The organism is Cellulomonas chengniuliangii (genome assembly GCF_024508335.1).
Lineage (GTDB): Bacteria > Actinomycetota > Actinomycetes > Actinomycetales > Cellulomonadaceae > Cellulomonas_A > Cellulomonas_A chengniuliangii.
This window is the reverse complement of the sequence record NZ_CP101988.1, coordinates 1,363,301-1,376,709: the sequence shown is the minus strand read 5'-3', so window position 1 is coordinate 1,376,709 and position 13,409 is coordinate 1,363,301. Positions and strand designations below refer to the sequence as shown.

Annotated in this window: 12 protein-coding genes; 3 read left to right on the top strand and 9 right to left on the bottom strand. The window is 72.8% G+C overall.

The genetic code is table 11. The annotated features are described in order from the left end of the window. Positions 1-143: 143 nt before the first annotated feature. Positions 144-1,706 (top strand): methyl-accepting chemotaxis protein, encoded by a 1,563-nt coding sequence (locus NP064_RS06375; protein WP_227568785.1) that lies wholly within the window; start codon positions 144-146, stop codon positions 1,704-1,706. Positions 1,707-1,797: 91 nt separating this feature from the next. Here the strand turns inward: NP064_RS06375 and NP064_RS06370 are convergent, their stop codons facing one another. The 3 genes from NP064_RS06370 to NP064_RS06360 form a co-directional block, all read right to left on the bottom strand. After that, positions 1,798-4,077 carry an FtsX-like permease family protein gene (locus NP064_RS06370; RefSeq protein WP_227568784.1) on the bottom strand — a complete coding sequence of 760 codons (2,280 nt, stop codon included), beginning with the start codon at positions 4,075-4,077 and terminating at the stop codon, positions 1,798-1,800. Further along, a complete protein-coding gene (locus NP064_RS06365; protein WP_227568783.1) occupies positions 4,074-4,757 on the bottom strand; it encodes an ABC transporter ATP-binding protein in 684 nt (227 codons plus the stop codon). The genes NP064_RS06370 and NP064_RS06365 overlap by 4 nt, the downstream gene beginning before the upstream one ends. A gap of 74 nt (positions 4,758-4,831) precedes the next feature. Beyond that, positions 4,832-5,359 (bottom strand): PadR family transcriptional regulator, encoded by a 528-nt coding sequence (locus NP064_RS06360; protein WP_227568782.1) that lies wholly within the window; start codon positions 5,357-5,359, stop codon positions 4,832-4,834. A gap of 239 nt (positions 5,360-5,598) precedes the next feature. On the opposite strand from NP064_RS06360, the gene NP064_RS06355 reads away from it, so the two are divergent. Next, positions 5,599-6,624, top strand: a complete 1,026-nt coding sequence (locus NP064_RS06355) for a glycosyltransferase family 2 protein (protein ID WP_227568781.1) — start codon at positions 5,599-5,601, stop codon at positions 6,622-6,624. A 72-nt stretch (positions 6,625-6,696) separates the two neighbouring features. Here NP064_RS06355 and NP064_RS06350 read toward each other — a convergent pair whose 3' ends face one another. The 4 genes from NP064_RS06350 to NP064_RS06335 all read right to left on the bottom strand — a co-directional run bounded on the left by NP064_RS06350 (position 6,697) and on the right by NP064_RS06335 (position 10,295). Beyond that, positions 6,697-6,942, bottom strand: a complete 246-nt coding sequence (locus tag NP064_RS06350) for an acyl carrier protein (protein WP_227568780.1) — start codon at positions 6,940-6,942, stop codon at positions 6,697-6,699. 159 nt (positions 6,943-7,101) lie between these two features. Further along, positions 7,102-8,340: a zinc-dependent alcohol dehydrogenase gene (locus NP064_RS06345; RefSeq protein ID WP_227568779.1), complete on the bottom strand. Its 1,239-nt coding sequence runs from the start codon at positions 8,338-8,340 to the stop codon at positions 7,102-7,104. 48 nt (positions 8,341-8,388) lie between these two features. Then, entirely contained in the window at positions 8,389-9,372 is a 984-nt protein-coding gene (locus NP064_RS06340) for a YihY/virulence factor BrkB family protein (RefSeq protein WP_227568778.1), read from the bottom strand. Between the two features lie 371 nt (positions 9,373-9,743). Then, the gene (locus NP064_RS06335; protein WP_227568777.1) at positions 9,744-10,295 is read right to left on the bottom strand and encodes a GNAT family N-acetyltransferase; all 552 of its coding nucleotides are present in this window, start codon (positions 10,293-10,295) and stop codon (positions 9,744-9,746) included. Positions 10,296-10,439: 144 nt separating this feature from the next. Here NP064_RS06335 and NP064_RS06330 point away from each other — a divergent pair, with 144 nt between their 5' ends. Beyond that, positions 10,440-11,363, top strand: a complete 924-nt coding sequence (locus NP064_RS06330) for a universal stress protein (protein ID WP_227568776.1) — start codon at positions 10,440-10,442, stop codon at positions 11,361-11,363. 31 nt (positions 11,364-11,394) lie between these two features. On the opposite strand, the gene NP064_RS06325 is transcribed toward NP064_RS06330, so the two are convergent. Both NP064_RS06325 and NP064_RS06320 read right to left on the bottom strand, forming a co-directional pair. Beyond that, positions 11,395-11,997: a hypothetical protein gene (locus NP064_RS06325; RefSeq protein WP_227568775.1), complete on the bottom strand. Its 603-nt coding sequence runs from the start codon at positions 11,995-11,997 to the stop codon at positions 11,395-11,397. A 174-nt stretch (positions 11,998-12,171) separates the two neighbouring features. Beyond that, on the bottom strand, positions 12,172-13,374 hold the full coding sequence (locus NP064_RS06320; protein WP_227568774.1) for a methyl-accepting chemotaxis protein: 1,203 nt from the start codon (positions 13,372-13,374) through the stop codon (positions 12,172-12,174). Between the last annotated feature and the right edge of the window lie 35 nt (positions 13,375-13,409).

Sequence of the window (13,409 nt, the reverse complement as noted above, 5' to 3'; positions counted from 1 at the left end):
CGTCCCGCGGCCCGGAGCGCGTGGGGAGAAGTCGAGTGGTGCTTGCGGAGTCGTCGGCGATGTCAGGGTCCAGTGGTACGCAGGCGGGAGCCGCTGACGCTGGCGCCGCGAGCGCGCCCGGCGGGCGGAGGTTCACGGTCGGCATGAAGATCGGCGCCCTGGTGGGCCTGGCCATGGCGCTGACAGGCGGGTTGAGCGCCTACTCCACGAAGTCGCTCAGGACCGTCGCGGACGCGTCCTCCGAGCTGGCGGACACGCAGTCCACGGTCGCCGCGTCGCTGACCGGCCTCAAGGACGCGCTGTGGAACACCCGCATGCAGATTCCGTACCTGGTCGTCGTCGGGAAGAACGGGGCAACCGCGCAGATGTCGACTGTCAGCGGCGCGTTCGACACAGTCGATGACGCTGGCGTGGTGTTCTTGGCGGAGTTCGACTCGCACATGGGTGGCGAGCCCGCCAGTTGGGCAGCGTTCACGTCGTCGCTCAGCGAGTACCGCGCCGCCGTCGAGAGCGACGCGTTCGACGCCGCCCGGAACGCCGACTCGGCCGCTTTCCTCAAGCTCCGGAGCGGCGGCATGGGTGAGCAGGGAACTGCGATGGTCGCCAGCCTGACTGAGGTGGAGGCCGAGGTCACCGAGGCGATGAACGCCATGGCGGAGGAAGCGGAGTCCGAGGCCGCCAGAGCGACGATGCTCGGGATGCTCGTCGCCGTGACTGGCATGCTGGTCGCCGCGGCGGTGGGCGCATGGCTGAGCATCGGGATCCGCCGCTCGGTGACCGAGGTGAAGCGCTCCGTCGACGCCCTGGCTCGCGGTGACCTGACGGTGCGCCCTGTCGTCCGCTCGCGCGACGAGCTCGGGGACATGGCACGTGGCTTGGGCGAGGCGCAGGACTCGCTGCGCAACCTCATCGGGGGCGTCGCCGGAACGGCAGACGCGGTGGCCGCGTCGGCAGAGGAGCTGTCTGCTGCGAACGTGCAGGTGGCCGCCGGGTCGCAGGAGACCAGCGTGCAGGCCGGGGTGGTGGCCGCGGCCGCCGAGCAGGTCAACCGCAGCGTCCAGGCCGTGGCGGCGGGCTCCGAGCAGATGGGCGCCTCGATCCGGGAGATCGCCCTGAACGCGAACGAGGCGGCACGCGTGGCCGAGCGGGCCACCGGGGTCGCCGCGTCAACGAACGAGCGGGTCGCGAAGCTCGGCACGTCCTCCGAGGAGATCGGCAACGTCGTCAAGGTCATCACGTCGATCGCCGAGCAGACCAACCTGCTGGCCCTCAACGCGACGATCGAGGCCGCCCGCGCCGGCGAGGCCGGCAAGGGGTTCGCCGTCGTGGCCGGCGAGGTCAAGGAGCTGGCCTCCGAGACCGCCCGGGCCACCGAGGACATCGCCCGCCGCGTCGAGGCCATCCAAGCCGACACCGCGGGCGCGGTCGACGCCATCGGCGAGATCTCCCAGATCATTGCGACCATCAACGACTTCCAGCTCACCATCGCCTCCGCGGTCGAGGAGCAAACCGCCACCACGAACGAGATGTCGCGCGGAGTGGGCGAGGCGGCCTCCGGTTCAGGGGAGATCGCCGCGAACATCACCGGCGTCGCCTCCGCGGCCGAGTCGAACGCCGCCGTCGTCAGCCAGATGGGCGCCGCCGTGGACGAGCTCGCCCGCATGTCCTCCGACCTGCGCTCCCAGGTCGACACCTTCACCTACTGACGTCCACCAGCGAAAGCTGGACCACGCGAGACGCCGCACCGGCCTGCTCTGGAAGCAGGCCGGTGCGGCGGTGTTCACCTAGCACTGCGCGTCACTCGGTGCGCAGGCCCGCCGCGCTGGTCAGCCGCCACAGCAAAGGAAGCGTGGCGGCGGTGGCCAGCAGCACCACGGCCACGCCCACCCCCGCTGTGGCCGCGATGCCGCCCACGTCCACCTGGACCGGCGTCTCGAGCACGGACTGGAGGATCATCGAGATGCCGGTGCCGGTGATCACCGCCAGGGCCACCCCCAGCACCACCGGGATCGCGACCTGGTAGAGCACCGAGCCGCTCAACGTGCTGCGACGCGTCCCGAAGGCGAGCAGCACCGCGAGCAGCTGTCGCCGCTCGCGCAGCTGTTCGAGCATGTTCACCAGCAGACTCGCCCCGATCATGACCAGGATGGCGATGCTGACGCCCATCAGCACCTGCTGCGCGGTGCTCATCGCCCCCTCGTACCGCGCGGACCCTGACTCGACGCGCGCGGTGACGCTGTGCTGGGACACCGCGGTGCGCAGGTGGTCGATCGCGTCGGGCACGGATGGGTCGAGCGCCACCAACAGGTCGACGTCGGACCTGTCGATCGCGAGGCCATCGACGGCGCCGGGCGTCGCGAGCACCTGCGGCCCCCACCAGTCGGTCGACGCCACGGCACGGGTGGTGCTGGGCAGGGCCCACCGCACGTCCGTGCCCTCGTCGGCGCCGCTGAGCTCGACCGTGTCTCCCGCCGCCAGCGCCGGGGAGTCGTCCCGCTCGATGGTGAAGACGTCACCGTCCTGGCACGAGTCCACCGGCGCCCAGTGCGTCAGGACGGCGCACGAGCCGATCACCACCCGAACTGGCCCCCAGGCATTGACGACGGGGTGGGCGTCCTGCACAGCCGGCAGGTCCTCGACCCATCCCTCCTGGGCGCCGGTGACCTCCGTCCACGGGCTCTCGCCCTCGCTGAGCTGCTGGCCGACCGCCCCGAACGCCCCGTGGAGGGCGATGAGGCCGGCGACCGAGACGGCGATCCCGGAGACGGCGCGGGAGGCCGTGCCGCTCTCGAGCTGGAGACGTCGCACGGCGAGCTGGCGCGCGACGCCGCCGGGCCGCATACGCCGGACCGTCGCCTCCACGAGCCACGGAAGGATGAGCACGACCCCCGTGAACAGGGAGACGAGCCCGGCCGCGAGGGCGGCCATGGCCACATTTCCTCCCCCGTCGTCGGATCCCCTGCTGGACCAGGGGACGGCGATCAGGCCGAGCCCGACGACGATGAGCGGGAGGCGCCACCACAGGCGGCGCGACCGGGCGACGCCGCGCCGCACGACGCCGAGCGGCTCGACCACGACGCGTTGCATCGCCGAGACCGTCACCAGCACGGACGCGACCGGAACGAGGATGAGAACCAGCGCCGCGTAGAGCGGCACCGGGCGGAACTCGCCGGGGAAGAAGCTCAACTCGGCGGGGACCACTTGGTGGATGAACCGCGCCACGAAGGCGAACAGCGCCCCGCCGCCCAGCAGCCCGAGGACGGCCCCCGCGAGGGTCTCGCCCGCGGCGATCCGCCGGGTCATGCCGACGTCCGCGCCAACCAGCCGCACCGCGGCGAGCCGTCGGTCGCGCGCCTCGCCGCCGACCCGGATCGCCGTGATGATGAAGATCACCACGGGCATCAGCACCACCACTGCGGCGAGCATGCCGAGCACAAGCCACGCGGCCTCCGCGCCCGCGCCCGGCTGCGCTCCCCCGAACGCGGTGACGCGGTCTGCGAACTCCTTCTTCTCGAGGCCGTCCGCCCCGAGGTAGAAGGTGAGCTCCTTCGGCCCCGACAAGCCCTCCTCGCCGATCTCGCCGACGATGTCGTCGCTCCACCGGCCCCGCAGCGCCTCGCCGTCCTCCGAGTCCATCAGCCGGGCCAGCGCAGGCGAGAGCAGGATCTCTCCCGGGGCGGGAATCCGGTCGACGCCCGGCGGGAGCACGGGGTCGCCGCCCTCGGGCTGGATCAGCCGGCCCTCGATGGCGCTCGCGCGGAAGTCGGACCGGATGGCCTGGATGATCACAGAGCTGTCCGTCGGGGTGGACTCGCCGACCATCTGGGAGACCGGGTGGCGATCAGCCATGCGCCCCTCGCGGGCGCTCATCGCCGAGGGGATGGCGGTGGCGACGAGCAGCACGGCCACCCCGACGCCCACTCCCCCGGCGATCAGGGCGAGCCGGGACCACCCTGCCCGCCCTCCCCCGACGCTCAGCCGGACACCGAGGATGATGTCCCTCCACCACGGCGCCCCCCTGCGTCGTCGTGGTGGGGCCGTGGGGGCGTTCGTCCGGACGGGAGCCATGGCCGTCATCGCGCGAACTCCTGCTCGCGCACGCGCCCGTCACGGACCACGGCCTCGCGGTCCGAGTACGCCGCGATCCGGGCCTCGTGCGTGACCAGGACGACCGCGGCGCCGGTGTCGCGAGCCGCCGCGATCAGGAGCTGCATGACCCGCTCGCCGTTCAGCGAGTCCAGCGCGCCGGTGGGCTCGTCGGCGAAGACGACCCTCGGGCTGGTGACCAGCGCGCGCGCCACGGCGACCCGCTGGCCCTGCCCGCCCGACGCCTGCCCAGGGCGCTTGTCCGCGACGTCGGCGACCTCCAGGCGCCGCAACCACTCAGCGGCTGACTTCTCCGCGGCCCGACGGCCGACGCCGGCCAACCGCAACGGCAGCGCGACGTTCTCAAGGCACGTCAGCTCGGGCACGAGCTGGCCGAACTGGAACACGAAGCCGAACTCCGAGCGCCGCAGGGCGCTGCGCTCGACGTCCGACATCTGCGCGAGGTCCCGGCCGTCGTAGATGATGCTGCCCGCGTCTGGGGCGACTATCCCCGCGAGGCAGTGCAGCAGGGTCGACTTGCCGGAGCCGGACGGCCCCATCAGCGCCAGGACCTCCCCGGCGTGCAGGTCCACCGACGCGGAGTCGAGGGCCTGCGTCTCGCCGAATCGCTTGTGCAGGTCGCGGGCGGTCATCAACGGCGCATCGTGCATGGTCTCTCCCTGGTGTGATGCAGCGACGGCCCCGAGCTCGGGGCGGCGGTCTGGCTGCTCGGCTGATGGGCGGGTCATGCGGAAGGACGGACCGTGCTGGCGATGTCCTCCAGGCGTGCTGCGGTCAGCTCGAGCCACCGCAGGTCTGCTTCGAGGTGGAACAGGGCGTGGTCGCAGACCAACTGGTCGATGAGGTCCCCCTCGGCCTTGCGGCGGGTCAGCACGCGCATGACTTGGAGGTGCGCGGCCCGCTGCGTGTCGAGCACGTCCTTGGGGTCGTGCCCGGTGAGGAGTGCCAGGACCACCTTGGTGAACAGGGTGCTGTGGAGGTACGTCTCCGGCTTCTCGGGCTGGTCCAGCCAGGAGGCGACGTCGCTGACGCCGGCGGAGGTGATCGCGTACCGCTTGCGATCGGGGCCGTCACCGGGTTCCGCCTCGACCTCGACATAGCCGTTCTTGAGCAGCCGGGCGAGGGTTGAGTACACCTGCCCGTAGTGGAGCGGCCGTTCGTGGCCGAACCGCTCGTCGTATTCGCGCTTGAGGTCGTAGCCGTGGCGCGGGCCCTGCTGGAGCAGGCCGAGAAGTGTGAGTCCAACTGACATGTTGACGACTATACACAGTGTGTATACGCGTGGCGCATAGAACCGTCTCGGCGAGAGCCGCCCCGCGTCGCGCAAGGACGCCGCGCCTGCGGATGCGGTGACGACCGCCGGAGGGCACCGTGGACACCGACGCGTCGGCCGCCGGCGCGCCGTTTGGCGCACGCGTCGCCCGGCGTCCACACGCTGCTCGGCGCCCCGCTCCCCGCATTCAGAAGCAGCGAGCCTGCTGAGGAGCACCCGTGACCGCACGCCCCTCCGCGAGTGACCACGCCGTCTACCTGCTGCCTCTTCGCTGGGAGCACCCCGACGACGGGGAGGTCACCAGGTACCTGAGCCGCCTATCCCGCTGGATCGAGGTGGTGGTGGTCGATGGATCGCCCGACCACGTCTTCAGCCGGCACCGCGCCCTCTGGGGCGGCCTCGTCACGCACCTGGCGCCGCGATCGCCGCTCCCCGGCGAGAACGGCAAGGCGGTGGCCGTCATGGAGGGCCTGCGGGCCACCACGGCGCCGCTGGTCGTCATCGCCGACGACGATGTGCGGTACGACGAGGCAGGGCTGAGGCGCATCCTCGGCCTGCTCCAGGACGCCGACCTGGTCCGGCCCCAGAACACCTTCCACCCCCTGCCCTGGCACGCGCGATGGGACACCGCGCGTGCTCTCGTCAACCGTGCGGGCGGCGGCGACTACCCCGGGACGCTGGGCCTCCGCCGGCGGGCGCTCCCGTGCGGCTACGACACGCACGTCCTCTTCGAGAACCTCGAGCTGGTGCGGACCGTCCGAGCCGCCGGAGGACGCGAGCACCGCGCCCTCGACCTCTTCGTGGCCCGCCACCCGCCCACCACCGAGCGCTTCCTCTCCCAGCGTGTGCGGCAGGCCTACGACAGCCAAGCCCAGCCCGCGCGGCTCGCAGTCGAGCTGGCCCTGCTCCCCGTGCTCGCCTGGGCGGCCCGACGCCCGTCACGGATGGTCGCGCTGTCGGCGCTCGCGGCACTGGTCGCCGAGCGGGGCCGCGCACGCGCCGGTGGGCGCCGCGAGTTCCCCGGCGCGTGCGTCCTGTTCACACCGGCATGGGTGGTGGAGCGAGCGGTCTGCTCCTGGGGCGCAGTCGCCCACCGGCTGGCCGGCGGGATCCGCTACTCCGGCTCCCGGCTGCGCTGCGCGGCGCACTCAGAGCGGTGGATCCGGGAGCACGTCCTGACACGTCCCGCGGAGCGGCGCCTGCCCGAGGCCGCCGAACCCCTCCCGCAGGGCGCGGCGCGCTGATGCAAGGCGGTGGCCCGGCCTCGGCCTCGCCCCGCCGTCGGGGCTGAGGCCGAGGCCGTCACGATCGTGCGGTCACGCCTGCGGCGCAGTGGCCGAGGTCCCGTCCTTGGTGAGCTCGGACAGGAACTCGTGGCACTTCTGCGCCCGCTGGGAGTCCTCGGCCATCACGGACTCGAAGAAGGCCGCGATGTCCTCCTTGCCGGCGTTGCGCGCGTCACGGACGTACTGGCCGTAGTCGTGCCCAGCCTTCAAGGAGTGGTACTGCAGGGAGATCAAGTCGAAGGTCACGTCGTCGAATCCGGTCTCGCCTGTCGCCATGGCTCTACCTCTTCTCGCTCGTGACCGGTGGCAGCACCGGTCGCTGGGTGGTCAGCGGCGGTGAATCGCTGCGGGAGGGTCCGGTCGCCACCGTCGCCATCGACGAGCGGTGGACGCTCCGCGCATCCCTTGGTGATCTCCCCTCCGCCACCACCGACGCTAAGCCGGGGCGACCGCGCCCGCATCCCGCGTGGACGTGGGAGCATCGGGGACCGTCGGGTCCAGCACCACCTTGACGCAGCCGTCCTCCTTCTTCTGGAACATGTCGTAGGCGCGCGGGGCGTCCTCGAGCGGCAGACGGTGCGTACGCAGGTCCAGCACCCCGAGCGGGTCTGCGCCGTCCGTGACGAGCGGCAGGAGGTCGTCGATCCAGCGGCGGACATTCGCCTGGCCCATCCGCAGGGTCACCTGCTTGTCGAACAGCTCCATCATCGGCAGCGGGTCCTTCGCCCCGCCGTACACGCCGGAGATCGACAGCGTCCCCCCACGCCGCACGAGCCCGATCGCGGACAGCAGCGCCGCGAGACGGTCCACTCCCGCCTTCTCCATGGCGGCGCCCGCGAGCGCGTCGGGGAGCAGGCCCGCGGCGCGCTGGACGAAGGCTGCGCCGGGCGACCCGTGGGCCTCCATGCCCACGGCGTCGATGACGCTGTCGGCGCCACGGCCGCCGGTGAGCTCCCTGACCGCCCCCGCCACGTCGTCGAGCCCGGTCACGTCCACGACCTCGATGCCGTGCCGCCTGGCCATCTCCAACCTGTCGCGCACCAGGTCGAGGCCGATCACCGTGCCTGCTCCACGGTGGCGCGCGACGCGCGCGGCCATCTGGCCGATCGGCCCGAGTCCCACCACGACGACGGTCCCGCCCTCGGGGACGTCCGCGTACTCGACGGCCTGCCATGCGGTGGGCAAGACGTCGGAGAGGTAGAGGTACTGCTCGTCGGGGCCGTCCTCGGGCACCACCACCGGGCCGTAATGCGCCTGCGGCACGCGCAGGTACTCCGCCTGGCCGCCGGGCACCTGCCCGTACAGCTTGGTGTAGCCGAAGAGCGCGGCGCCCTTGTCCTGGGAGCGCACCTGCGTCGTCTCGCACTGGGATTGCAGGCCGCGGACGCACATCCAGCAGGAGCCGCAGGCGATGCCGAACGGGACGACGACCCTGTCCCCCGGCTTCAGCCTCGTGGCGCCGGGACCGACCTCCTCGACGACCCCCATGGCCTCGTGCCCGAGCACGTCTCCGGCGTCGAGGTACATCCCGAGCACCGAGTACAGGTGCAGGTCCGACCCGCAGACCGCCGTCGACGTCACCCGGATGATGGCGTCGGTGGGCTCCTCGATCCGGGGGTCGGGCACGTCCTCGACGGCCACGTTCTCCTTGCCTTGCCAGGTCAGCGCTCGCATGGGCGGTCCTTCCGTCGGCGTCTCAGCCCTCGCGGCGCGAGGGCCTGGTCAGTGCGCGTCGCCTCGCTCGGCGCCCTTGCCCTCGGCCGCTCCCACGGCGCCCAGGCGGATCTCGCGTCCTCGGTCGACGTCTTGCTGGAGCTTCTTCTGCCGCTTCTCGCTCGCGCGCGTGTCCCGTGGGGGCAGCTGCAGCGACTCCTCGGCGGCGATGCCGCCCTGCAGCTCGCGTCCCCTCTCCAGCTCGGCGTCGAGCTCGGCCCCCAGGAGGAGCGCCAGATTGGTGATCCACAGCCAGAGGAGGAAGACGATCACCCCGCCGAGCGCCCCGTACGTCGCGTCGTACGAGCCGAAACGGGCCACGTAGAACCCGAAGGCGGCCGAGGCGATCACCCAGATGAGGATCGCCACGACGGCTCCGACGCTGATCCACCGGAACCTGGGCTGACGCACGTTGGGCGTCGCGTAGTACAGCAGCGCGACGATGACCACGACCAGGGCCAGCGCCACCGGCCACTTGGCGATGTTCCACACGGTCAGCGCCGTCGGACCGAATCCCGCCGCCTCCCCGATCGCCGTCGCGACCGGGCCGGTGAGCACCAGCGCGGCCGCGACGAGCGCCGCGAGCACCACCACGACGGCGGTCACCACGAGCATCACGGGGCGCAGCTTCCAGATCGGCCTGCCCTCGTCCACCTGGTAGATGCGGTTCATCGCACGGCCGAAGGCGCCGACGTATCCCGACGCGGACCACAGCGCTAGGGCCAGGCCGATGATCAACGCGAGCCCTGCGTTCTCCCCCTTGCCGGCCACCTGCTCGATGAGGGGCTCCAGGGTGGCCATCGCGTCCGCCGGGACGACCGACTCCGCGACGCCCATCACGTCCTCGACGATCTTCTCGCTGTCGCCCAGCAGCCCCAGCAGCGAGACCAGCGCGAGCAGCGCGGGCGCCGATGCGAGGACCGCGTAGTAGGTGAGCGCGGCGGCGGCGTCCTGGCACTGGTCCCGCGAGAACTGCCTCACGGTGGTGCGCATGGCGTGGGCCCACGAGGGCTTGTGCATGTCGGGCGGGGACGCGGGCTTGCGCGGGTCGTCCGGAGCCGGCGGCGAGGCGGGCGGCCCCTCGGGTCGCGGTCCCGCCGCCCGGCGCCCGTGCTCTGCCCCGTGCCCTGCGCGTTCGTCCGAATGCCGTGATTCCTCAGCCATGGTCGTGTCCCTCCGGTGCCGATCCGCGCGGCTGCCTCCCCCGTGACGCGCCGGATGTCGGCGCCTTCACGGATGGCGCTCGGGAACCAGAGGCCCGGCGCCGCCCTTCCGGCACAGCCGCTTCCTGACCTGCCACGACACTATGCGCATCCCCAGATCTCGCCACTTCAGGGCTGTGCTCCCGGCGGCGCGGGCGCCGCTCAGAGGGTCCGGCGCATGACGATCCGCGGCATCCTGCTGGCGAGCGCGTCGGTGGCCCCGACCACCCGGAACCCGGCCTTCTCGAACATGGGCCTCGTGCCGACGAACGCCATGGTCGTGTCCATGCGCCCCTCGGGGTCCACCGGGTACGCCTCCACGGCCGGGGCGCCCCGGGACGACGCGTAGTCGACGGCGCCCTGGATCAGCGGGGTCGTGACGCCCTGCCGGCGATGGCCCGCGCGCACGACCACGCACACGATGCTCCACACCGGCACGTCGTCGATCGGTCGGATGACCCGCGAGTGGACCAGGCGGGGGATGTCGGCGCGGGCGCCGATGTTGCACCAGCCCACGGGCTCCCCGTCGAGGTACGCGACCACTCCCGGCGGGTCGGCCCTCTCGCACAGGCGGCGCATGGCCTGCTCGCGGTCTCCTGCGCCGAGCTCCTCGATCTCGCGGGCGCCCAGGCGGTGCGACAAGCACCAGCACGCGTCCGCGCGCCGGTTCGGGTTCGTCACGTCGGCGAAGTCGTCGAACCGGTCGGGCGTCACAGGGCGCACCTCCCAGGCCATCCCCCGATCTCACACCGCCCGCCGTCGTCGCGCGCGTCGGGGACGGTCGGGACCTTCGTGCCCGGCCGTGCCCTCCCCGGGTCCGTACCCTGACCTGATCGTCGTCCCGATGAGGTGATGGTCATGTTCGCCGAAGGCCCCATCGTCGTCGCTCTGGACGGGACGCCGCACAGCGCCAGCACGCTGCAGTTCGGTGTCGAGGAGGCGCTGCGGGCGGGCGCGCCGCTGGTGCTGGCGCGTGCCCCGCACGAGCCACACCGGTCGATCGCCTGGGCGTACGCCTGCGTCCCCGGCGCGATGGGCGGGTACGTCCCCAAGGACGACACCACGGCGTTCCTCGAGCGCACGCGTGCCGAGGTGTCGCTGCTGCACCCTGGCCTGCGTGTCTCGGCACGGGTGCTGCGCGGTCCTCTGCTGGCGTCGCTGTGCGTGCTGAGCCACGACGCGCGGATGCTGGTGGTGGGCGCGCGGGGGGTGCTGGGACGGCCAGGGCCCGGGGCGAACAGCGCCTTTCTCGCCCGGAGCGGGCACTGCCCGGTGGCCGTGGTCCCCGCCATGGGCGTCACCGCCCCGAGCGCCTGGACGCCCGTCGTGGTGGGGGTGGACGGCTCGCCCGCATCGGTCGCGGCGGCCCGCACCGCCGCCGCCTCGGCGCTTCGGCGGGGCGTCCCCCTGCTGCTCGCGCACGCACGCGCCTCCGCGCCCGGCCCACGCCCGCGCCGCGGATCGGCGCCCCGGCTGGGAGACCCCGCTGACCCCTGCCATGACGGGGCGCGCTCGGTCGCGGCGCTGATCGGCGCAGAGCACCCGGCCCTCGAGGTGCGACTCACGCTGATGGACGACGATCCCGCCCGATCGCTGGTCGAGCTGGGCCGGGACGCCGCTCTGGTGGTGGTGGGGTCGCGTGGTCTCGGCCCTGTGCGCGGCCAGATGATGGGCGCCGTGAGCCGGGCGGTGATCCGGAGCGCGCCGTGCCCCGTCCTCGTGCTGCGCGAGTCCATGGACCCGCTTCGACACGTCGGTGGCGCGGCCGACGGGCCCCCGTGAGCGCGATCGTCGGCTCGCAGGCGCCTGCGAGTCAGGACGCGGGGACGTCTCCCGATCCGGAGCGCGCGGCCAGCCGGCCCTGGCCGATGGCGTCCACGGCGTAGGTCGAGGCCGCGCTCGCCAGGCCCATCACGACCCCCACCCGTGTGTGGGGCGACCGGACGCCGCGCCGTCCCAGGTGGATCGCGCCGCGGTGCAGCGCGCTCTCGAACAGCACGCTCAGCCCGGCCACGGCGACGGCGAGGCCGATCCGCCCTGCTCTGCCCTGCCGCGGCGCGAACCGCCCGTCCGCGTCCACGGGCAGCCCGAGGTCGGCCGGGCTCACGGCCGGCCCCGCGGCGATGGCGGACGCCACGACGGAGAGTCCTGTGGTGGATCCCGTGGACGCGGGCGGGCGCGGCGCGTCGGCGGGCTCTCCGCCCTGCTGGCCGTCGGCGGCGGCCACGCGGGCGACGGGGTCGTCCCCGGGGACGTCGCGGCGCCCCCAGGCGTACGCCGCGTACCCCGCGACGAGCGCCGCCTTGACCGGCACGCGGGCGCGGCGCGTCCGCACGACGTCAGGCATCCCGTACCACAGCACGCCGAACACTCCGACCGCCGCGGCGTCGGCCACGGCTCCCCAGCGCTGCGTCATCGACTCCCCTTCATGCGAGTGGCTGCGGGCGTCCCGCGAGTCCGGGCGTCCCTCGTGGCGGCCACCCTGGCATGCGGCTCCGACGTCGACCAAGCGCGGGGCGCCCCGCCAAGCAGCGTGCCCAAGGCTTGCACAGCATCAGCACACCATGCCTGCACGGGGTCGCGACCCCGCTCAGTAGTCGAGCTCGCCCAGATTCACACGCAGCGCGGAGGCCACCCGGGCCAGCTCGTCGATCGAGGACTGCACCTGGCTGAGCGCCGAGGTGGACGCGCTCGTCGCCGAGGCGAGGCTGCTGATGGTCGACGCGATCTCGCCCGAGCCCGAGGCGGCCTGCTGGATGCCCCGGGACATCTCGTTGGTCGTGGCGGTCTGCTCCTCGACCGCGCTGGCGATGGTCGTCTGGTAGTCGTTGATGCTCGCGATGATCTCGGAGATCTCACCGATCGCGGCCACCGCCCCGGCGGTGTCGGCCTGGATGGCCTCGACACGGCGGGCGATGTCCTCGGTGGCCCGGGCCGTCTCGGAGGCCAGCTCCTTGACCTCGCCCGCGACCACGGCGAACCCCTTGCCGGCCTCGCCCGCCCGCGCCGCCTCGATCGTGGCGTTCAGAGCCAGCAGGTTCGTCTGCTCCGCGATCGAGGTGATCACCTTGACCACGTTGCCGATCTCCTGGCTGGACGCGCCGAGCTTCGCGACGCGCTCGTTGGTCGATTCCGCCACGCCAGTGGCGCGCGAGGCGACGTTCGCGGCCTCGTTCGCGTTCTGCCCGATCTCTCGGATCGACGCCCCCATCTGCTCGGCCGCGGTCGCGACCGCCTGGACGTTGCCGTTCACCTGCTCGGCCGCGGCGGCCACCCGGCCCGCCTGGGCGCTGGTCTCCTCCGCGCCAGAGGCCATCTGGGCGCTCGCGACCGACATCTCCTCGCTCGAGCCCACCAGGCTCGACGCGGTCGCCGCGACCTGGGACAGCGTCGCCCGCAAGGAATCCTGCGCTCGGGTGAGCAGAAACTCCATGTGACCCAGCTCGTCCTGGCGGGTCGACCGCGCCGGAACCGTCAGGTCTCCCGCGGCCATGGCCTCGAGCCGGGTCGACAGGCCGGTGACCGAGGCGCGGATGGAGCGGAGCACGCTCAGGCCGACGCCCCACATCACGACGACCCCCACAGCGAGGACGGCCACGATCACCGTGACCGTGGTCCCGGCGGAGTCGACGCTGTCACCGCTCGAGCCCTCAGCGAGGTCGAGGACCGACAAGGACGCGATGACGCCGACCACTCCGATGGCCACGCTCAGGAACACGAGCAGCATCAGGATCTTCGCCCGGATGGTGAGTCGGGCGGCCCACGGGGCGCCGGTGTCGTGCGGGGTGCTCACAGACGGCATGGGAAGGCTCTTTCGTCGCGGGACAC